Origin of the sequence: Paraglaciecola chathamensis S18K6 (genome assembly GCA_000314955.1) — a bacterium.
Lineage (GTDB): Bacteria > Pseudomonadota > Gammaproteobacteria > Enterobacterales > Alteromonadaceae > Paraglaciecola > Paraglaciecola chathamensis.
Genome location: BAEM01000031.1, coordinates 31,567 through 53,906, shown reverse-complemented (window position 1 = coordinate 53,906; position 22,340 = coordinate 31,567). Strand labels below are relative to the sequence as shown.

The 22,340-nt window shown below is 46.4% G+C and carries 18 protein-coding genes; 13 read left to right on the top strand and 5 right to left on the bottom strand.

The annotated features are described in order from the left end of the window. Positions 1–206: 206 nt before the first annotated feature. The 5 genes from GCHA_RS09560 (at position 207) to galK (ending at position 6,383) form a co-directional block, all read left to right on the top strand. Positions 207–1,412: an aspartate aminotransferase family protein gene (locus GCHA_RS09560; RefSeq protein WP_007987578.1), complete on the top strand. Its 1,206-nt coding sequence runs from the start codon at positions 207–209 to the stop codon at positions 1,410–1,412. A gap of 21 nt (positions 1,413–1,433) precedes the next feature. Beyond that, on the top strand, positions 1,434–2,492 hold the full coding sequence (gene astA / locus GCHA_RS09555; protein ID WP_007987576.1) for an arginine N-succinyltransferase: 1,059 nt from the start codon (positions 1,434–1,436) through the stop codon (positions 2,490–2,492). 3 nt (positions 2,493–2,495) lie between these two features. Then, complete coding sequence (astD, locus tag GCHA_RS09550) at positions 2,496–3,968, top strand: succinylglutamate-semialdehyde dehydrogenase (protein ID WP_007987574.1); 1,473 nt, start codon at positions 2,496–2,498, stop codon at positions 3,966–3,968. A 191-nt stretch (positions 3,969–4,159) separates the two neighbouring features. Further along, positions 4,160–5,209: a UDP-glucose--hexose-1-phosphate uridylyltransferase gene (locus GCHA_RS09545; RefSeq protein ID WP_007987572.1), complete on the top strand. Its 1,050-nt coding sequence runs from the start codon at positions 4,160–4,162 to the stop codon at positions 5,207–5,209. 4 nt (positions 5,210–5,213) lie between these two features. Next, positions 5,214–6,383, top strand: a complete 1,170-nt coding sequence (galK, locus tag GCHA_RS09540; RefSeq protein ID WP_007987569.1) for a galactokinase — start codon at positions 5,214–5,216, stop codon at positions 6,381–6,383. A gap of 106 nt (positions 6,384–6,489) precedes the next feature. Here the strand turns inward: galK and GCHA_RS09535 are convergent, their stop codons facing one another. From GCHA_RS09535 to GCHA_RS09520, 4 genes are all read right to left on the bottom strand, one after another. After that, positions 6,490–7,356, bottom strand: coding sequence for a DMT family transporter (locus GCHA_RS09535; RefSeq protein WP_007987567.1), 867 nt, complete (start codon positions 7,354–7,356; stop codon positions 6,490–6,492). A gap of 4 nt (positions 7,357–7,360) precedes the next feature. Then, positions 7,361–8,719: a magnesium transporter gene (gene mgtE, locus GCHA_RS09530; RefSeq protein ID WP_007987565.1), complete on the bottom strand. Its 1,359-nt coding sequence runs from the start codon at positions 8,717–8,719 to the stop codon at positions 7,361–7,363. Positions 8,720–8,977: 258 nt separating this feature from the next. Further along, positions 8,978–9,556: a hypothetical protein gene (locus GCHA_RS09525; protein ID WP_007987563.1), complete on the bottom strand. Its 579-nt coding sequence runs from the start codon at positions 9,554–9,556 to the stop codon at positions 8,978–8,980. Positions 9,557–9,914: 358 nt separating this feature from the next. After that, positions 9,915–12,530, bottom strand: coding sequence for a S8 family serine peptidase (locus GCHA_RS09520; protein WP_193362823.1), 2,616 nt, complete (start codon positions 12,528–12,530; stop codon positions 9,915–9,917). Positions 12,531–12,930: 400 nt separating this feature from the next. Here GCHA_RS09520 and GCHA_RS09510 point away from each other — a divergent pair, with 400 nt between their 5' ends. After that, positions 12,931–14,139, top strand: coding sequence for an ammonium transporter (locus GCHA_RS09510; RefSeq protein ID WP_007987557.1), 1,209 nt, complete (start codon positions 12,931–12,933; stop codon positions 14,137–14,139). Between the two features lie 77 nt (positions 14,140–14,216). Here GCHA_RS09510 and GCHA_RS09505 read toward each other — a convergent pair whose 3' ends face one another. Continuing rightward, positions 14,217–15,125, bottom strand: coding sequence for a LysR family transcriptional regulator (locus tag GCHA_RS09505; RefSeq protein WP_007987555.1), 909 nt, complete (start codon positions 15,123–15,125; stop codon positions 14,217–14,219). Between the two features lie 130 nt (positions 15,126–15,255). Between GCHA_RS09505 and GCHA_RS09500 the strand changes: the two genes are divergently transcribed. The 7 genes from GCHA_RS09500 (at position 15,256) to GCHA_RS09470 (ending at position 22,336) form a co-directional block, all read left to right on the top strand. After that, positions 15,256–16,476, top strand: a complete 1,221-nt coding sequence (locus GCHA_RS09500) for an acyl-CoA dehydrogenase family protein (protein ID WP_007987553.1) — start codon at positions 15,256–15,258, stop codon at positions 16,474–16,476. 1 nt (position 16,477) lies between these two features. Further along, positions 16,478–17,575: a phosphotransferase family protein gene (locus GCHA_RS09495; protein WP_007987552.1), complete on the top strand. Its 1,098-nt coding sequence runs from the start codon at positions 16,478–16,480 to the stop codon at positions 17,573–17,575. A 1-nt stretch (position 17,576) separates the two neighbouring features. Further along, the gene (locus tag GCHA_RS09490) at positions 17,577–18,281 is read left to right on the top strand and encodes a histidine phosphatase family protein (protein WP_007987550.1); all 705 of its coding nucleotides are present in this window, start codon (positions 17,577–17,579) and stop codon (positions 18,279–18,281) included. 52 nt (positions 18,282–18,333) lie between these two features. Then, positions 18,334–19,083 (top strand): SDR family oxidoreductase, encoded by a 750-nt coding sequence (locus tag GCHA_RS09485; RefSeq protein ID WP_007987548.1) that lies wholly within the window; start codon positions 18,334–18,336, stop codon positions 19,081–19,083. A gap of 113 nt (positions 19,084–19,196) precedes the next feature. Beyond that, on the top strand, positions 19,197–19,967 hold the full coding sequence (locus tag GCHA_RS09480) for a transporter substrate-binding domain-containing protein (RefSeq protein ID WP_007987546.1): 771 nt from the start codon (positions 19,197–19,199) through the stop codon (positions 19,965–19,967). 118 nt (positions 19,968–20,085) lie between these two features. Beyond that, complete coding sequence (locus tag GCHA_RS09475) at positions 20,086–20,961, top strand: bile acid:sodium symporter family protein (protein ID WP_007987543.1); 876 nt, start codon at positions 20,086–20,088, stop codon at positions 20,959–20,961. Positions 20,962–21,142: 181 nt separating this feature from the next. Then, positions 21,143–22,336: a benzoate/H(+) symporter BenE family transporter gene (locus tag GCHA_RS09470; protein ID WP_193362822.1), complete on the top strand. Its 1,194-nt coding sequence runs from the start codon at positions 21,143–21,145 to the stop codon at positions 22,334–22,336. Positions 22,337–22,340 lie beyond the last annotated feature (4 nt).

Sequence of the window (22,340 nt, the reverse complement as noted above, 5' to 3'; positions counted from 1 at the left end):
TCAATGTGTGTGGCGCAAAGTACATACACAAATAATAAAATTAGCCATCGGCTAGATTAAATACTTATTCACTATTCCTGCAAGTTCACTCAATCCCTTTAAAAATAAGGGGTTAGCTCAGTTGTCCATGCAGACAAGCTGCATTTAATCTGAAATAATAGTTGTCTATTTTATGCCCTAGGCGATTAAGTTTGGAGACAATCTACATGCAAGTGACCCGCGAATTATTTAACGAAGTAATGGTTCCTAATTACAATCCTGCCGAGATCATTCCGGTACGCGGTTTAGGTGCGCGAGTGTGGGATCAAGCAGGTAATGAATATATTGATTTCGCTGGCGGCATCGCAGTAAACGTTTTAGGACATTGTCATCCTGACTTAGTGGCCGTATTAAAAGAACAAGGCGAAAAGCTTTGGCATTTAAGTAACGTACTGACGAACGAACCGGTATTACGTTTAGCCAAAAAACTGACTGACGCCACCTTTGCTGAAAAAGTGTACTTTGCTAACTCAGGGGCTGAAGCAAATGAAGCCGCCTTGAAGCTAGCGCGTCGCTTCGCCCTTGATAATTACGGCCCAGAAAAAGACCAGATTATCTCGTTCAAGCAAGGCTTTCACGGACGTACATTCTTTACGGTTACCGTAGGCGGTCAAGCAGCTTACTCTGATGGTTTCGGCCCTAAACCAGGTGCCATTGAGCACGTTGATTACAACGATTTAAGTGCCCTTGAAGCGGTCATGTCTGAGCGTACGTGCGCTGTTATGATGGAGCCACTTCAAGGCGAAGGCGGTATCATCAGCCCGACGCAATCATTTGTGCAGGGTGTTCGTGACTTGTGCGATAAGCACAACGCTTTGCTTATTTTTGACGAAGTGCAATCAGGTGTTGGTCGTACCGGTGAACTATATGCCTATATGGGCTTAGGTGTTACACCTGACATTCTTACCTCTGCAAAAGCGCTAGGCGGTGGTTTCCCTATTGGCGCTATGCTTACTACAACGGCAATCGCAGCCCACTTGAAAGTAGGTACGCATGGCAGCACATACGGCGGTAACCCACTGGCGTGCGCCGTAGCTGAAAAAGTATTAGATATCGTCAATACCCCAGAAGTATTGAACGGTGTAAAACAAAAAGAGCAACAATTCCGCGAAGGCTTGAATGCCATTAACGCCAAATACAATGTGTTTGATGAAATTCGTGGCCAAGGTTTATTGTTGGGCTGTGCTTTGAATGAAAAATTCCAAGGCCGAGCGCGTGATTTCCTTGTGGCCAGTGCGAATGAAAAGCTCATGTGTTTGGTAGCCGGTGCAAACGTTGTGCGTTTCGCTCCTTCATTGATCCTGACCGATACCGATATTCAGGAAGGATTAGCCCGTTTCGAGCGTGCCGTGGCCGCTGTTGTAAACGCCTAACCCTATATTGAGATAGCGAACATGAATATTATTCGCCCTATTAAGCACAGCGATTATGCTGTGCTGCATGATATTGCCGTTGAATCTGGCATTGGTTTTACCTCATTGCCAGTGAATGAAACCTTATTGAAAAGTAAGATCTTAGATTCAGAAACGGCGTTTCAAGCAGACATCAGCCAACCTGGTAACGAAAGCTACTTGTTCGTAATGGAAGACACCAACACAGGACAAGTGGTAGGCACCAGTGGTATCGCTTCAAGCGTCGGTCTTGATGATGCATTTTATCATTACCATTTAAGCAAAGTGGTTCATGCTTCTCGCGAGCTCGATATCTACAACACAGCTGAGATACTGACCTTGTGTAACGACTACACTGGCGTCTCGGAGATTTGCACCCTATTTTTGCGTGAATCAGCAAGGCAAGGCAATAACGGACGATTCCTGTCCAAGGTGCGCTTCTTGTTTATGATGGAACACAAAGAACGATTTGCTGAAACCGTGATTGCTGAAATGCGTGGCATTAGTGATGAATCGGGAAAATCCCCGTTCTGGCAGTGGCTAGAAGAGCATTTCTTCTCGATGGACTTCCCTACAGCCGACTATTTAACCGGTATTGGACAGAAGCAATTTATTGCCGAATTGATGCCTAAGTACCCTATTTATGTCAGCTTACTCAGCAAAGAGGCTCAAGCTGTCATAGGTAAAGTGCACGATAAAACCAAGCCTGCATTAAGATTGCTAGAAAGCGAAGGTTTCAGCTGCCGAGGGTATGTTGATATTTTCGATGCAGGCCCCACTGTAGAAGCGAATCTAACACATATTCGAACGGCTCAAGCAAGTCGAAAACTAGCGGTTAAAATTGATGACTCGCTAGCAGGCAAATATAACGAGCACGGTTCACACTCAGAAACTGAATATTTTGTGATTAATACCAAAATTACTGATTTTAGAGCGATTGCAGCATCAATACATATCGATGAAGCAAACGAGCGGGCCATTATTTCACAGGCCGATGCAGATCATCTTGGCATTCAAGATGGTGAGTTTATTCGCTTCGCTCCGACAACATTTAAGGTGTAACGTATGACACAACAAACCCATTTTATTGCCGGCCAATGGCATGCAGGCCAAGGCCACGCTATTGAATCTATCGACCCTGCGAAGAAAAACCAAATTTGGCAAGCCAAATCAGCGTCAACTGAGCAGGTAAATCAAGCCGTTGCCAGCGCACGTGAAGCAACGGTTGCTTGGGCAGCGTTATCGTTCGAAGAGCGTCTCGCTTATGTTAAGCGTTTCGGCGAGCTATTAGCTGAAAACAAAGATATGTTAGCCCTAACCATCGCGCAAGAAACGGGTAAACCGTTATGGGAAACCGCTACCGAAGTGGGTGCCATGATGGGAAAAATAGGCATTTCAGAGCGAGCTTATCAAGAGCGTACCGGTTTAGTTGAAAACCCTATGCCAGTAGGTAAAGCATTTATACGCCATAAACCACACGGCGTTGTGGCAGTGTTCGGCCCGTACAACTTCCCGGGCCATTTACCGAATGGTCATATTGTACCTGCGTTATTAGCGGGTAACTGCATTGTATTTAAACCTAGTGACCTAACACCATTAGTCGCTGAAAAAACAGTTCAGCTTTGGGAAAAGGCCGGCTTGCCAACAGGTGTATTAAACCTAGTGCAAGGTGAAGTCGAAACAGGCAAAGCACTAGCTGCTCACCCAGATCTAGATGGTTTGTTTTTCACCGGCAGTTCACGTACCGGTAAAATTCTGCATGAACAGTATGCTGGGCATCCTGGCAAGATTTTAGCCCTAGAAATGGGTGGCAATAACCCGCTAATCGTCAAAGACGTGAGCGATATTGATGCCGCCGTACACGATATTATTCAATCCGCTTTCGTAACCTCTGGCCAGCGCTGTACTTGCGCACGTAAACTCTTTTTAGAGAACAATAGCCAAGGCGATGCTATTTTAGCTCGCTTGATTGAAGTGACTAAAAACATCAAAGTGGGCGATTACGATGCCGACGAGCAACCGTTCATGGGGGCGATGATTTCTAAAAATGCCGCCAATTCGATGGTCAACGCTCAACGCCAGTTATTGGATTTAGGCGCAACCTCTTTGGTTGAACTTAAGCATCTTGATACTGAATCAGGCTTTGTAAGTCCTGGTATTATTGATGTCACGGCCATGGTGGAAAAAATGCCTGACGAAGAGCATTTTGGCCCCTTGTTAAAAGTAGTACGCTTTGACGATTTCGATCGCGCAATCGCTCTAGGTAACAATACCAAATTCGGCCTATCTGCAGGTTTACTAAGCGATAGCGAAGACTTGTATCAACATTTTTACCAACGTATTCGTGCTGGAATAGTCAATTGGAACCGCCCTATCACTGGCGCCAGTGGCGCAGCCCCATTTGGTGGTGTAGGTGAAAGCGGTAACCACAGAGCAAGCGCGTATTATGCTGCTGATTACTGCGCTTACCCTGTTGCGTCAGTTGAGCTTGAAAAAGTCGCTTTACCGGGCACGTTGAACCCAGGATTGAAATTTTAATAGGTATTTAAGCCCGCTTATCCGTTTGTTTTATATATAAAATAGACATTTAAAAAGCCTGCATTGCAGGCTTTTTTGCATTCTAGGCTAACAAAATACCGATTTAGGGGTGACAGGACTCTGATTAGCACTTAAAATCCATTAGTAATATAATAGTATTAATTAACCGCTTATTAACATGGTGTGTCTAAATGTCTAAATTCGATCCCGTAGATCACTCTCATCGTCGCCGCAATCCACTGACTAACAATTGGGTGCTTGTGTCTCCGCACAGAGCTAAACGCCCTTGGCAAGGTCAGGTAGAAAAGCCACAACAAAATGACAGCGCAGCTCACGATCCTAGCTGTTATTTATGTGCTGGAAATACCCGCATAAACGGTGAAGTGAATCCACAGTACCAAGATACCTTTGTATTCACTAACGATTTCGCAGCACTAATGAATGACACACCCGCTTCTGAGCAAGAAAACGATGACTTGTTCACAGTAGAAGCTGCACGAGGCACCAGCCGCGTGATTTGTTTCTCACCGGCGCACAATAAATCACTACCAGAATTGTCGCTTCCTGCACTTGAGAATGTAGTACAAACTTGGCGAGACCAAGTCGCTGAGCTTTCCAAAGATTATGCTTGGGTTCAAGTGTTTGAAAACAAAGGCGCAGCCATGGGCTGTTCAAATCCACACCCTCACGGGCAAGTGTGGGCCAACGACTTTATTCCCAATGAAGTACGCAAGGCAGACGTAAACCAGCGTGCCTATTTCGATAAGCACGGCAGTTCATTGCTGCTCGACTACGCGCAAAAAGAAGCGGCCAGCGGCGAGCGAACCGTTGTCGAAACCGACCACTGGATTGCGGTAGTCCCTTATTGGGCGGCGTGGCCATTTGAAACCTTACTTATGCCTAAATTCAACTGCGCTCGTTTTGATGAAATGAATGACGCACAACAAGCCGATTTAGCCGTTGCCCTTAAAAAATTAACCAGTCGCTACGATAACTTGTTCCAGTGTTCTTTCCCCTACTCTATGGGTTGGCATGGTGCACCGCATAATACAGACGAAACAGCGCATTGGCAGTTGCATGCTCATTTCTACCCGCCACTATTACGTTCAGCGACGGTACGTAAATTTATGGTGGGATATGAAATGATGGCTGAACCGCAACGGGATTTAACGCCTGAGCAAGCTGCGCAAAAATTACAAGCGCTGAGCGACGTACATTACAACGAATCGAATGGAGCCTAGAGCAATGAAAATCATCTCTCAACAAGCCATTGACGATCTAAATGCCACCTATCAACAGGTTTTTAAAGCGGCTCCTGAACGCCACTTTCAAGCCCCTGGACGGGTAAATTTGATCGGTGAACACACAGACTACAACGATGGTTTCGTTTTGCCTTGTGCTATCAACTACCAAACCTTGGTTGCCGTTACCCCACGAGAAGACGACCTCGTGCGCGTTGTGGCCGCTGATTACAACAACGAGCAGGATGAGTTTTCACTAAGCGATACCATTGAGCCACACCCGACTCAGCTATGGAGTAACTATATTCGTGGCGTGATTAAACACCTACAAATGCGCGGTCTGCAGTTCAAAGGTGTTGATATGGTGGTAACGGGTAACGTACCTCAAGGCGCAGGCCTTAGTTCTTCTGCGTCACTTGAAGTCGCTATTGGTGAAACGTTCCGCCAATTGTTCGACCTACCACTAACATCAGCCGACGTGGCCCTAAACGGTCAAGAAGCCGAGAATCAATTCGTCGGCTGTAACTGCGGTATTATGGATCAAATGGTCAGTGCATGTGGTGCACAAAATAACGCACTACTGCTTGACTGTCGCTCTTTAGAAACCCAACTTATTTCTATGCCTACAGAGCTAGATGTGGTGATAATCAACTCTAACGTTAAGCGTGGGTTAGTTGACAGTGAGTACAACACGCGTCGTGAGCAATGCGAGGAAGCAGCAAGTATTTTAGGAATAAAAGCGCTACGCGATATTAGCCTAACAGACCTGCAAGCACAGAAAGACAAGTTACCGGAAGTGGTTTATCGCCGCGCTCATCATGTGGTGTCTGACAGCGAACGTACGCTGCAAGCCGCCGATGCGTTACGTACCGGTGATGCAAAAACCCTATCAGCCTTAATGGCTGAATCTCATGCGTCTATGCGTGACGATTTTGAAATTACCGTTAAACCCATCGATTTTATCGTCGAAACCCTCGCTGACTATCTAGGCGAGCATGGTGGAGTACGCATGACTGGTGGCGGTTTCGGTGGCTGTATTGTGGCGCTTATGCCGCGTGAAATGGTCGCCGGTGCTCAGCAACTGATTGCCGATCGCTATCAATCAGAAACAGGTTATCAAGAAACGTTTTATGTGTGCTGCGCAAGTGACGGCGCGGGCGAAGTGCGCTTTTAAACATTAGGCGATTGGCGCTTTAGTCATTTGCCTACTGGTGAGTATTGAAAGGTAGCGGTTATTTTGCATAGCTGACTACCTTTTTTATGCCTAATATTATAGCGCATTAGATTTTGCGCTTTTTTCCCACAATGACTAACAACATGCCGCCTAAAATCGCGAACGAAGAAAACATCAGATGTGAGGTGATGGGCTCTGCGACTATGATCACCCCACCAAACGCAGCGATAATCGGTACGCTAAGCTGACATACCGCCGCTACGCTACTATCTAACTTGGGCAACACTTGATACCAAATCGCGTATCCCACCCCCGACGCCAACACGCCAGAGGCCAACGCATAAGCCACCCCTTCAAAGGTCAGATTTGCACTAGGCACAAACGCCAGCATTAAGAGTAGCCCGAAGGGCAAGCAGCGAATAAAGTTTGCCCCTGTCGTTTCAAGTGCATTACTGCTCTTGGCTCCGGCCAAGCTGTACATGCCCCAGGCAACCCCAGCTAACGCCATGACCAATAAACCAACCACACTGGGTGAGGACAATTCGGGTAACACAAAATAGCCAAAACCAAACAGAGATATCACGACTCCAGCACTCGCTACTGAATTCATACGATGACCAGATAGTCTGGCCACCAGCAGCATAGTAAATTGTACTGCGGCAAATAAAATCAGCGCTCCCGTGGCCGTAGGCAAAGTCACATAGGCATAAGAAAACCCTGCCGCGTAAGCAAATAAATAGCCTGCTTGTCGCCAACTTCCATAACTATTTAAGGTTTTGATACTGGTTACACTAGCCGGTGATTTGACCAGCATAATCAGGCCGAGTACCAGAGCTGCCGATGCTAATCGAATTCCTGTGAAACTCATGGGATCCATATTCTGCTCGTCCAATGCGAGACGGCAAAACACAGAGTTAGCCGCAAAAGCCACCAAAGTGATAAACGTTAAAGACACGATAGTAAACACAGACATATTTTTATAATAACAACCAGGTTGCGGTACCTAAAAAGGCAAAAATTCCTACCACGTCGGTAATAGTGGTCAGAATCACACTACCAGCAAGTGCAGGGTCGATATTCATTTTTTTCATCAGTACCGGCAGCATAGCGCCAGCTAACCCCGCGGCTACCATGTTGACCATCATGGCAAAAGCAATCACTCCGCCGAGCATGACATCTTGTTTCCACATGGCAATCACGGATGCAATCAAAACGGCCCAAATCACCCCGTTGAAAAAGCCGATGGCCAATTCCTTGCCAATTAACCAGCGAGCATTACTGCCGCTCACATGACCTAGTGCCATACCGCGTATCACCAAGGTCAAGGTTTGGTTCCCTGCCGCGCCGCCCATACTAGGCACAATGGTATTTAAAATCGCTAACACAGCAAGCTGACTCAGCGTTGCTTCGAACATATCGCTCACTGCAGCTGCCATTAGTGCGGTAAGTAAATTCACACCCAACCATACAGACCGCTTCTTGGTACTTTTAATGACAGGCGCAAAGGTATCCTCTTCATCGTCTAGACCGGCCATGCTCATCATTGAGTGCTCAGCCCCTTCGCGAATAATATCTACCACGTCATCTATGGTAATACGTCCTACCAGGCGATTTCCCTTATCGACCACTGGGGCTGACAACCAATCATAACGCTCGAATAAGCTTGCTACTTCGTTCTCGTGCATATCTACAGGCACTGCGACTGAGTCTTGGGTCATCAACTTTTCGACTTTCACCGCCGGGCGAGCGGTCAGTAGCTCAGTTACCGGCACACTACCGATAAGCTCATCACTGCGATTTACCACATAAAAGGTATCTGTACCCTTCGGAATATTACCTTTTAGACGCAAGTACCGCAGGATCACGTCAACGGTCACTTCTGGGCGCAGGGTGATGGTGTCGGTGTTCATAATGAAACCGGCAGTATCTTCACCATAGGAAAGGGCTTGCTCTGCACGCTGCCTATCCTGCTCATCCATAGAGCTAAGCGCATCTTGTGAAACGGCTTCAGGCAGGCCAGATAAGGTTTCCACCAAATCATCTGTGTCCATGTCTTCTAGGGCGTCTGCTAGAATTTCCGGGACCATTTGGCGGATAATACCGTTGCGTACATCTTCAGACAGATCTTCGAGAACATCACTGTACTGATCAGGTTCGATCAACTGCCATATTTCAGAGCGCGTGCGACTGCGACTAGACTCCAACAGTAATGCCACATCACAAGGAGGCATAGTGCTGAGCCTCTCTCGCACTTGCACAATCATGCCGTCGTTTAAAGCCTCGTTAATTTCTTCGAACTGATTGCTAAGTTTTTTTGCTTCTTGAGAATCAGGCATACAATTATTTACCTAGATAACGTGGGCTTAACATCTTGATTTAAGGCTTATATTCTAAAGGATGCGTAGCCTGATAGCAGTATTAAAATTGTCCTTTTTTGATTTAACTGCAAGACGCTTCAGTCACTAATCTTCCACACACCATCAACAGTCTCTGTCGCGGTGCTGCAAAGTTACCGAAAGATCATCTATTCACAACTGAAATGTAAATTGGGGTTAGGGCTAAGATTAGGGCAAGGGGTAAGAACAGTAAGCTCCTTACAAGTGATAAATATTTAGAGGCGTGGTTACCTGCCACTGCCCTTTTCCTGCGCTGAACTTCACGACAACCGCTAGGCCATGATTTGGCTCATCAAGATGCTGATATGCCACTGCGGCTTTTGCTCGACAGCGCTGATATGCATATGAAAATGCGCGAAGCTCTAGTGAATGCACCAGAGCAAGGTAATTGGGTATTAGCCAAGCAAAAGCACCAATAAGCCAAGCGTCTTGGTTGAGTTTTTTATCAAGCCCCAGAGGATACTGGCCAGCAAGTTCACACTTACCATTGGATACCGTTAAGCTAAATTGTGCCGGCTGAGTATGACTAGCCATGCCCTCTATGCCCTCTATGAGCATTTCAAGATGCGTTTCAATGCGCGCCAGTAAGCGCTCTGTTTCTTCACGCATATAGTAATCTAAACCAGTAATCGCTTGGTATCGCTCGCTTGGCGCATTAACCGTTAGCTGCGGCAGTAGCTGTGCTAAGACTGCAGCCGTACCCACCTTGGGTTTTGCCGAATGCGTAACGCGCTGGCGATGCGTTTCAGTCAGTTGTATATGAGTAAAACCTATCATGTAGACACCTTGTACTTAATCGAACCGGGTTGGAATGAGATAAGAAAGCTTCCACCTCTTACTCATCCACACCTCAGCAGACACTGTGCCAACAGTTTAAATAACTTAATAATCAATAAGTTAAAAGGACATTAGGCTGAAAAAAGTACAGTAAATATAAAGCGTCATTTTTCTGACTGACGCGCGGCAGTGCATTGCATTGCAATTAAGTTTGCTCACTACTTGAACTGAGAGGACAAACGCTGCGTCATTTACACGCTACGGCATTTTCACCCTAGGCAATAAAAAGCCGAGCTAGATAGAATCTAAACTCGGCTTTACAAGCCCCATCATGGTTGAGGCATTCGTGCTTAGCTACCTATGGACGCTCTATTACTAGTCTGAAATAGACCAAGTTGTCTAGGTCGTTGTCCCCCGACCAAATCCAGTTAGCACCGTTGGCGCCATTTAAACGATTCACTCGCCAGCGCCATGGCTGCGCACCGTACGCGCCATAAGCAGTAGCGTTGCCCCACGTACTGTCGTCGAAATCTTGGTTATTCCACCCCTCACTCGTTTGGGTTGAAATTTTCCAATTGCTGTCACTGACGATAATCCCCTGCTCAGTTTCAATCTTGGCAATGAGCGCTGCTACGCCGTCTACATCTTGCGCTTTTACCGCCAGCACATTGCGACCAGAAACCAACTCCACTGTATAAGATTTTGCGTACTGCCAATTGGTGGAAGAGCCTAAAAACACGCCGTTAAAGTAGGTATCTTCAAAATTATCAACCGAAATAGTAATAGTCGCTATTTCTGAAGTAACCGCAGCCGGCTCGATAGATAGCGTCAATACTTGTTGAGCGTGTGCTCCCGCGGAATCCTTGGCTTCAACAGTAAAGGAAAACTCCCCTGCTGTACTTGGCGTACCAGCTAATTGGCCGCTTTGCGCGTTAAGTTCAAGACCACTAGGTAAACTACCGCTTACAACTGTCCAAGTAAAAGACTCACTACCACCACTGGCGAATAGTGTTGCTGAATAAGCTTCATTTACCTGCCCCTGGGCAAGGTTCGCGGTATTAATAACGACAGGTTCAGAAGCAGGCGCATCAGCTGCTTTTATGTGATAGCGGAAGTAAACCGTATTGTCGTCATAGCGTTCATCTGACCAAAGCCATTGTGCTTGGCTGGTGCTTGGCCACCATTTTACGTTTTTATACCATGGCCATACTCCGTAATAACCATAGGTACTGGCTGCTTGCCACTGACTGTCATCGAATTCAGTTTGTTGCCAGCCATCGACAAATTCAGTAGAGACTTTCCAATTTTCATCGCTATAAAATGCTTGTCCTTCTAGTTCAAGCTCGGCGATTAGCGCCGCTAACCCGTCAACGTCCATCGCTTTGACCGCCAAAACATTGTTTTTCTGGGTCACGTTGACGTTATATAATTTGCTACTCTTCCAATTATCAGAACCACCCAAAAGTACGCCGTTAAAATACATCTCCTCTGCGTTATCAACGCTTATACGGATGCTCAGTTGTTGGTCTATTTCAGGCTCTGGCATTAAGTTTTCAGCAGCCGCCCCGAGGGCGATCCGGCCAAAAGTTAGCGAGCCAGAATCAATCGCTTTCGCTGTGTTTAATAGCGCGCTGAGGATTTGTGTTTTGTCAGGTGTATTTTCAAGAGAAGCCAGCGCAGCAAATGCACCCGCCACATGAGGGGCAGCCATAGATGTGCCCTGAGCTGATGAGTAGGTCCCGCCAGGAACAGAAGATTGAATACTGGTGCCAGGGGCAAGCAAGGTCAGAAAGTCCGCTTTATTGGTAAACCAAGCAACGCCATCATTGTCAGTTGTAGCTCCAACGCTAATGGCATGACTTACGCAACCAGGGGCACTGATTTTATTGCTGTAGCCATTGTTACCAGAGGCGATGACCACCGCAATACCAGCGTCATTTAACTTACTCACAGCGCTGGCATAACTGCTATTAGCTGAATCACAAGCCTCATGGCTAAGGTATCCGCCGGAACCTAGGCTTAAATTGACTGAGGGAATAGAATAGGTGTTGCGTAAAGCGTAAACTCGCTCTAATCCTTGAATGACGTCCGAGTCATAGGCCCCTAAACAAGGTGGGCTGCCGCTACAGTAGTTGCTGTCTAAAATTTTTGAGAACACTTGAATAGCGATAATGTCGGCATCTTTAGCCACGCCATGCAGATTTTCGTTTTGGCCCGCAGCGATTCCCGCGACATGAGTTCCATGATAGCAACCACTGAAATCACAAGCCTTTGCTGCGCCCTCACCAATTTCATCATTGCTACCACTAGGACAAACGGATGCAGAAAACCCAGAGCTACGATTAGTTGAGAAGCACGCCTCGGACACCACCTTACCCGCTAAAAACGGATGATCTGACTCAACCCCTGAATCAAGCACAGCTAATGTTTGCCCAGCACCTGTCGCCCCTATGGCATAGGCCTCTTCAGTCCCGATAATATCTGTACTTTGCAGTAAAGATGGCTGACGAATTTCGTCAACCTGAATGCTTTTAACCAGCGACGATTTCTCCAGCACTGATAACGCACCTAAATCAATTTCATACACCACCATAGGCAAGTGGGTAAAGTTATGCTTAAGCACAGCACCTGATTGTTGCAAGCTTGAGTGTAAGTCCGCTTGCGCGTTCGCAATTGCTTGAAGCGTGCTTTGCGACGCGGTTGCTGCTCCATCGGCCGCCGCACCATCATCAGACTGCGCCACCGAAGCAAGGCTATTAATATTCGTTTTTAATTCAACAATGACACGCAACGAGTTATTTTTTTGTAGTTGCTCTACCAACAACTGTCGTTGCTTGCTACTGAGCACTGTGTTCTGTGGGGCTACCTCGGTTAGCTCAATCGCTGCACTAACCACTGCACTATTGGCAGCGATGAGCATACATAAGCAACCCACAAGGTAACCTGTGAATCGATTCAAAAGATCATTTTTCATGATTTGTCTCGCAAAGCAGTAAACACTTATCTTACGCTATAGGTGTTGTTAAGATCGGGGATGTAAGGTATCGATATTCAGACTATCGAATAACATCCTATTGGGGCTGTCCATGGCACAATTCATGTCTGACTTAAGTAATACACAGAGCAACGAATTCACAACTAGTCTTTAGTTTTAAACACAATGTTAAATATGCATGAGCTATGTGCTTTAGTTCTATATGTGGCATGCACACTTTTCATTACGCAGGGTATGATTCTGACACAGCAAGGCATAGAGGGATATAATAGGCTGACTTTAACGAGCAAAAACACACTTAAAATAGCCGTTAAGGATAAAGAAACGCGTTTAAAATTTACCTTTATGTAACATTAACCGACACACAGAGATATAACACATGCAAGATGTCACAAGCGCCACCGAGCTATTGGTGCAAAGTTCAAATACGTATTTTTTACTCATTGGTGCAATCATGGTTTTTGCCATGCACGCAGGCTTTGCTTTTTTGGAAGTGGGTACGGTACGCCACAAAAATCAGGTTAACGCATTAGTTAAAATTATCACCGATTTCGGTGTTTCTTGTGTCGCTTACTTTTTTATTGGCTATTGGGTGGCTTACGATACGACTTTTTACAGTAGCGCCAGCGAACTGACCGCAAATAATGGCTATGACTTGGTTAAGTTCTTTTTCTTAATGACGTTTGCTGCCGCAATTCCTGCCATTATTTCAGGCGGTATTGCTGAACGCGCCAAGTTCAATCCTTTCTTGTTGGCTTCAGCGATCATCGTTGCCTTGGTATATCCCTTCTTCGAAGGCATAGTATGGAACGGCAATTACGGTATACAAGACTGGATAGAGCAAACCACTGGCGCGCCATTTCACGACTTTGCCGGCTCAGTGGTTGTGCACGGTGTTGGCGGCTGGCTGGCATTAGTAGCAGTCTTCTTCTTGGGCTTGCGTAATGGCAGAGTTAAAGACAAAAAGCTGATCGCATTTGCCCCGTCTAACATTCCCTTTTTAGCCTTGGGTACGTGGATCCTGTGCATAGGCTGGTTTGGTTTCAATGTTATGTCTGCCCAAACCCTAGACGGCATCAGTGGCTTGGTTGCTATGAATTCTTTAATGGCGATGGCAGGGGGAATTATTTCCTCTTGGTTGTTCGGCAAGAATGACCCGGGTTTTGTTCACAATGGCCCTTTAGCTGGGCTTGTGGCTATTTGCGCAGGCTCAGACGTGGTGCATCCCATAGGTGCGCTAGTGATAGGTGTTGTCGCAGGCTGGTTGTTTGTTACTTTATTCACCTTTATTCAGCGCAGCAAAAAGCTCGATGATGTATTGGGCGTATGGCCATTACATGGCCTGTGCGGCGCATGGGGCGGTATTGCTGCTGGTATTTGCGGTAGCGAAAGCATGGGCGGCCTAGGTGGCGTCAATTTAGTCGCTCAGATCATTGGTACACTAGGCGGTATTTTAGTGGCTATTATCGGCGGCGTTATTGTTTATGGCGCGATTCAAATGGTGGTGGGGTTACGCTTAACCGAAGAAGAAGAATACAACGGCGCTGACTTAACCATTCATCGTATCGGCTCAACTAACGACGATTAACCAGTACACAAAAGCAGCCTCGCCCTTATACCAATTCAATAAATAATTAAAAAGGGCGAGGTATTTATTTTTACTGCCTATCCCACAAATATCCCGTCAAATAAAGCTCTTAACCAAGTTAATGCTGAGTCTTGTTCGGTGTTTTTATGCCAATACATGTGAGTAGAAATGGGCGCGATACTAATGGGTAAATCAAAAAGTGCCACATCATCCTGACGTAAATGCTCTGCCAACCTGCGCGGAACCGTTAGTAGGTTATCGGAATTAGCCGCCATACTTTTTGCCGAATAGTAGTTTTGACAGCGGATCACCACCTTACGAGACAACCCTTGCTGCTGAAACAATAGGTCTTCTACCGATGCCCCACTCGAGCGGTTTGATACTCCAATGTGCCCAGCGGCAAAATAGGCTTCTTTACTCATGTTCTCAGTAAGTGGATGTTCGCTACGCATCAATACACAGAAGTCATCATCAATTAACTTTTGATGCAGCACAGGTGACTTTATCGGTAATGCCACATCTAACGCTAAATCCATGTGCCCGGCGCTTAAGTCTCGCGTCAAGGTCACTCGGTCTACTTTTACGCTGGAAAACGTCACGTTCGGTGCAAGCGATGCTAATCGAGTCGTTAACGCGGGCAAAATGCTCGGCTCTAGCGCGTAATGCATACCAATTCTGAAATGATGTTCACTGGTTAAGGGTTGAAACTCCCCCCAGTGCTGCATGATTTGCCGTAAGCGCGTGAGATTATCAATGATCAGAGGGGCCATTCTCTGGCAAGCGGGTGTGGGTAACATGCGATTGTTACTGCGCTGAAATAAAGGGTCGCCAAGGCACTCTCGCAGGCGCTTAATTGAGTGACTGACCGCTGATGGCGTGATGTGCAGGGCATCCGCTGTGCGTGTCATATTCTGCTCTACATATAAACTTTCAAACACTTTAAGCAAGTTTAAATCGAGTTTTTTAAGGGCGTGCATGTCTGCCATAGTGAGCCTCAACTACAATGAATATTATTCATAGTATACCTGTAGTATTTTTCATTTCATTCAATTTAAAAAAGGCGCTATGCTGGCTCTACATTAACGTAAAAATACTAACGTATAGCAGGGGAAAATCATGGATTTTGCACATAGCGAGAAAACACAAGATTACATCGCACGCGTCAAAGCATTTATGGATGAACACGTGTACCCAGTGGAAGAGCAAATCTATCGTGAAACCGAGGAGCTAAACCCAACTGGCGACTGGACCAAGTGGCAAATGCATCCCATGATTGAACCGCTAAAGAAGAAAGCTCAAGAAGCAGGATTGTGGAACCTGTTCCTACCGGACGACAAATTGGGCAAAGGCTTAACGACACTAGAATACGCCCCCCTTGCCGAGGAAATGGGTCGTGTTTTATTTGCATCTGAGATATTTAACTGTAATGCCCCAGATACCGGCAACATGGAAGTGCTTTATCATTTCGGTAACCAGCAACAGCAAGACAAATGGCTAAAACCTTTACTGGCTGGCGAAATACGCTCTGTATTCGGTATGACCGAGCCCGACGTGGCCTCATCGGATGCCACTAACATGCAGGCTACCGTTGAAGTCGACGGCGATGAGCTAGTACTTAATGGCAAAAAGTGGTGGTCAACCGGATTAGGTCACCCAAATGCCAAAGTCACGATTTTCATGGCGTTATCAAATCCTGAAAATGACAAGCATAGCCAACACAGCATGGTCATTGTGCCCCTTGATACCCCAGGCATTGAGATCAAGCGCATGCTTAGTGCTTACGGTGATTTCGACGCGCCATCAGGCCATGGTGAAATGCATTTTACTAACGTACGTGTTCCCAAAGAAAACCTACTGGTAGGTTTGGGTAAGGGCTTTGCTATCGCTCAGGGCCGCTTAGGGCCAGGACGTATTCATCACTGCATGCGCTCAATTGGCGGTGCAGAAAAAGCATTAGAACTCGCTATGAAACGCAGCTTAAGCCGCACCGCATTTGGTAAACCGTTAATCAAACTTGGTGGCAATGGCGAGCGTATAGCCCAGGCGCGTATCGCAATTCATCAGGCCCGCTTAATGACGTTACACGCAGCATGGAAAATTGACGAAGTTGGGGTGAAGAATGCCATGACTGAAATTTCTGCTATTAAAGTCGCTGTTCCCAAAATGCTGCAAGACGTAGTGGATATGGCAGTGCAACTTCATGGTGGTGCGGGCATGAGCAGTGACTTCCCATTAGCACGCTTTGCTGCAGGCGCCAGAGCCCTGCGCTTGGCTGATGGCCCAGATGAAGTGCATATGGGAATGGTGACCCGCTTAGAACTGAAGAAATACAGTTAATATGAGCACAACTGCAAGCGCACAGGGCGCAATCGATCAGGCCGGCTCAGTGCGCCAAGGGGAGGAGCTCAATCTTGAGACGCTCAATCCTTGGCTTACCAAGCACATCAGCGGGTTGACTGGCCAGCCGAAGGTCACCCAGTATGCTGGAGGTGCGTCTAATTGGACGTACTGCTTGGCTTACAGTAACCCTAGTGGAATCGATACCGAAGTTATCTTACGCAGAGGGCCTGCAGGAACAAAAGCCAAAGGTGCTCACGATATGGGGCGAGAATATCGCCTGCAAGCAGCCCTGAAGCCGGTCTACCATTACGTTCCTGAAATGCTCGCTCATTGTGAGGATGAATCGGTTATTGGTGCTGAATTTTACGTCATGCAGAAATTCAATGGCATCATACCGCGCAAGAATCTGCCGCGAAATTTTTCGTTAAATGTGGCTGATACCCGCCAATTGTGTGAAAACGCCCTTGATAGCCTTATTGAGTTGCACAAAGTCGATTATCAAGCAGCGCAACTCTCACATATTGCCAAAGGTAGCGGTTACACCAAGCGGCAAATAGATGGCTGGATAGGCCGCTATCAAAAAGCCCGTACCTGGAATGTCCCTAAAGCAAATTATGTGAGTGACTGGCTTAGAGATAACATGCCGGCGGCTGAACATATTTGTTTGACCCACAACGATTTTCGTTTTGATAATCTGGTGTTAGATGCCCAGTCTCCTACCGAGATTATTGGTGTACTGGACTGGGAACTTGCTACGTTAGGCGACCCACTCATGGATCTGGGAAATAGTTTAGCCTACTGGGTACAAGCAGATGATGACAAACTCGCTAAGTCGACTCGTCGCCAACCGACCCATTTACCGGGCATGTTTACCCGCCGTGAAGTGATCGATTATTACCTCGATAAAACCGGCTTTAACGTCGATAACTTTGCGTTTTATGAAGTGTATGGCTTGTATAGGCTCGCCGCGATCGCTCAGCAAATTTATTATCGCTATCATCACAAGCAAACGAATAACCCTGCGTTTAAAAATATTTGGTTCTTTGTGCATTACCTCATGTGGCAATGCCGCAAAGCGATAAAAGGAAAGCGCTAGCATGACCTGTATTTATCTTATTCGCCACGGGCAAGCGTCATTTGGCAAAGACGATTACGATTGTTTATCTTCCTTAGGTGAGCAGCAAGCCACTCACTTGGGTGCCGATTTAAAGCGCAGAGGCGTCAGATTCGACAAAGTATTTCGTGGCAGTATGTTACGCCACCAGCAAACCGCTAAAGGCTGTTTGCACGCTATGGGTGCTGATGAGTCGATTATCGAAAACACAATCGTTGACGCCAACTGGAACGAGTATGACCACCAAGATATTTTAGCCCAGCTCAACCCCGGCTTTGCAACGCCTGCGGGTGTAAAGCAGCATTTGATGCAGCATAAAAATCCTAACATGGCACTGCAAAATGTGATTGAAGAAGCCTTTTCTCGCTGGATGAGCAACGACTTTGCCCAGCAATACACAGAATCGTGGATGGCGTACCAAAATCGTATTGAGCTGGCGATTCAAAATGTTATTGATCACAATGAAGATGCTAAACATATAGCCGTATTTAGCTCAGGAGGACCGATTGCAGTACTGAGTCAGACGCTGTTAAACATACCTGCGAGCAATTTAATGAAGGTTAACTGGACTTTGGTAAACGCCGGCGTCACAAAAATTATTCACTCAAAAAAAGGCCTAGTGTTATCTAGCCTTAATGATCATTCTGCATTTGAAGGTAATCACCGCCATCTCATTACATACAAATAATGAGCCCAAGCAGAAAGCTAAAACAAACCAGTACATAAAGAGAGACGCCACCATGACAAGAAAAAACATCGTAATCACTGGCGCAAGCTCAGGCTTAGGAAAAGGCATGGCTATTGAGTTTGCCAAGATGGGCCGTAACTTGGGGTTATGCGCCAGACGGGTCGAGCGCTTAGAAGAATTAAAAGCTGAATTACTCGCTATCAATCCGAATATTGAGGTATTTATTCGCCCGTTAGACGTGGACGACCACCCACAGGTGTTTGAGGTAATCAAAGCCTTTGCCGCAGATATGGGCGGGCTTGACCGCGTTATCGTTAATGCCGGCATGGGTAAAGGCGCGTCGGTAGGCACGGGGTATTTTCACGCCAACAAACAAACCGCCGTGACCAATTTTGTGTCAGCTCTGGCGCAGTGTGAAGCCAGTATGGAAATTTTCCGCGAACAAAATGCTGGGCATCTGGTGACCATCTCTTCAGTTAGTGCGGTGCGCGGCGCGCGACGGGCAATGACCGTATATGCGGCCACCAAAGCAGCGCTGACTTCGATGACAGAAGGCATCCGTATTGATGTGATGAAGACCCCTATTAAGGTGACCACCATTCACCCAGGCTTCATTCAAAGCGAAATCAACGAAAAGGTAAAAACAGTGCCGTTTATTGTTGATACCGAAACAGGATGCAAGGCTATGGTTAAGGCCATTGAAAAAGAGGTAGATAGTAGCTTTGTACCCACATGGCCTTGGGCTTTATTCCGCTATATTGCGCGAATTGCCCCCCTTAGTTTACTGGCTAAAATGAGCTAGCTTGGCGTGCCACCTAGTGCTGGTGTGAATAGCATTGGTGGCAATTTCCACGAAATGGCTATTTTCAACTATGCTAAAACACATCATGAATTTGCAGTAGAGTGATATTAAGCATGCACAATACCCGCTGGTGGTTGATTTGGTTATCTGTTTTAGGAATAAGTTGGGCGAATGCCAGCCCGCAAAAAACCTTTGTTGTAGGCTGCCAAGACATTGATTATTTCCCCCATTACAATTTCAGTCTAAAAGAAGACAAAGGTTATGCGTGGGCTGTACTAGAGGCGTTTTCACAGGCTAGTGGGCATCAGTTCGAGTATCGCTCTTATCCTATCAAACGTTTACAGCGAGCACTGGCTCAGGATTCTATCGATTTTGCTTACCCCGATAACGCAGATTGGCGTTCCATTCACGACAAAATTGATTCTCGTAAAACCCTAAGTAAGCCGTTAATCAGCGCCATTAGCGCGACCATGGTTTTGACAGAGCGCGAATATTACAGCATGAAGCAGTTCCGGTCTTTAGGCGTGCCCCACGGGTTTACCCCTGTTCATTGGCTTGAGCGCATCGCCAAGAATCGCTTAAATGTGCTTGAGGTGAACTCTCCGAATGCTGCCATCAATTTAGTGCTTAAAAACAGAGTTGACGGTGCAGACGTTGAATATAACGTTGCACAATACCTATTAGCGACACCTGAGAAAAAACAAAAAGTGACGATAGCTAAAAATATACCTCACGGGCCAGTGACCTTTCATTTGTCCACCATAGAGCAGAAAGACATTATTCATCAATTGAACGAATTCATCGTAGCGAACCAAGCGCTGCTTACTCGGCTGCGTCACTATTATCAATTATTAGAACCACAAGACTTACGAGACCTCCCATGACAAATACACTGTAATCTACCTACCACTGCAAGCCTGAAGGCAGAGGATATGCCTTCCACCTTATGTTATATCCCTAACTGGCAATTAATGCCTATTAACCTAGTGAACAATAATAATAATGACCGAATCATTCTTAACCCAGTACATAGCACCATTTGTTCTAGCCCTCATCATGTTTGGTATGGGACTGAGCTTAACCAAAAATGACTTTCAGCAGCTATGGCGTGCGCCCTTACCTATTTTGGTTGGGCTGTTTGGGCAACTTCTATTACTGCCAATATTGGCTTATTGCTTGGCCATTGCGTTCGATTTAGCCCCAAATCTAGCCATAGGGATCATGATACTCGCGGCTTGTCCTGGTGGCACAAGCTCTAACATTATCAGCCAGATCGCGAAAGCAAACTTGGCGCTTTCGGTTAGCCTAACGGCCATTAGTTCGCTGATCTGCGTGATTACGACACCGTTGATTATCCAATTTGCCATTAGTCAGTTTGGTCAACACGAAGCTCAGTCATTCTCTTTGCTTAGCACCACACTCGGGCTAATTTTTATTACCTTAATTCCTGTGCTCATCGGTATTATTATTCGGCATTATTTTGCTGAGAAAGCTATTCGTTGCGAACCCTTTTTCCGCCATCTAGCGACGGCATTTCTGGTGCTGATGATCGTGGCTATTACGATCCAGGAAAAAGACACACTTGCTTCATCTTTCTCTGCTGTATTCTCAAGTGCATTAACCTTAAACCTGTTAGCCATTATGCTAGGCATCGGCCTCGGTGCGTTATTCAGGTTTTCAGCCAGAGATAACATCACCTTGGGAATAGAAGTAGGCGTGCAAAATTCAGCTATGGCTATACTAATTGCAGTCACCTTTTTACAACGAGCCGACTTTGCTGTAGCGCCTGGGGTGTATGGGGTCACTATGTATATTGGGGCCTTCATGCTTGTACTGTTAGCGAAAAAGTTTCGCTCATCAGCCAGCGCTAACGCTTAACATGCGTTCTGGCGCTGATGCTGTGCGCTGCGTCGGCGCTACTTATGCACTATTTGTCATAAATCATCCGCGATAAACCTGACCTTACATTCGCCTTTGTTTGCATTAATCCCGCGCTAATGGTTTACATCTCTCGATGGTGAGTGTTAAATTTGTATACAAATTCTATAAAGTATACAAAATGAAAAAGCTTATTCAGGATATGAGTCTTTCCGCCATCAGTGCCGGATTTATCGCCGTATTGGTCGGGTTCGCCAGCGCCGTGGCTATTGTATTCCAAGCGGCTCAAGCTGCTGGAGCAAGCCATGAGATGATTGTCAGCTGGGTTTGGGCGTTGGGGATTGGTATGGGCGCAGGGTGCTTAGGGTTGTCTTGGTATTACCGGCGTCCCATTATCATTGTTTGGTCGACACCAGGCGCTGCCTTACTGGCCACCAGCTTAGCCGGTGTTAGCATTGAACAGGCCATCGGTATATTTTTATTTGTCGCTGTTTTAACCTTGATCACGGGTATTTCAGGCTGGTTCGATACTTTAACAAAACGTATTCCATTGCCATTAGCCAGTGCGATGCTAGCGGGAATTTTACTGCAATTCGGACTCTCTATTTTCGAATCGTTTGCTATTGCGCCTATGCTCGTCGGTGTTATGTTGCTGAGTTATTTTATCAGCAAACGACTCATTCCTCGTTTCTGTATATTATTGGTATTAATCACCGGCACAACTTACGCGTGGCTTACAGGTATGTTTGACTTAACCGCCATTGAAATAACCACCGCGACGCCTGTTTGGGTATCTCCAACGTTTGATTTATCGTTACTTATTGGCGTAGGTTTACCCTTATTTATCGTCACAATGACATCGCAAAACTTACCGGGTATGGCAGTGCTTAAATCCAGTGGTTATGCGCAACAACCTATATCACCGATTATTACCACCAGCGGTGCATTAAATTTAATACTTGCCCCTTTTGGTGGGTTTAGCTTTAATTTAGCCGCAATCACCGCAGCCATATGCACCAGTGACGAGGCCCATAGCGATCCTGCTAAGCGCTATATCGCTGGCGTATCTGCAGGGGTATTCAATATTATTGCCGGACTTGGTGCGACCGTGGTGGTCAGTTTATTTGCGGCGTTCCCTGCAGCATTAATTGCCACACTTGCTGGTCTGGCGCTGCTAGGTACCATAGGGGCTAGCCTATTTAGTTCAGTGCACGACCCACAATATCGAGACGCTGCCATTGTTACATTTTTAGTGACTGCATCGGGTGTATCCTTGTTTGATGTTTCTTCAGCGTTTTGGGGGTTAATTATAGGTATGCTGACACTGCTGTTTAGCGCCAAACGCCAACCCATGCCTAACGCTAATCAACAATAACGGA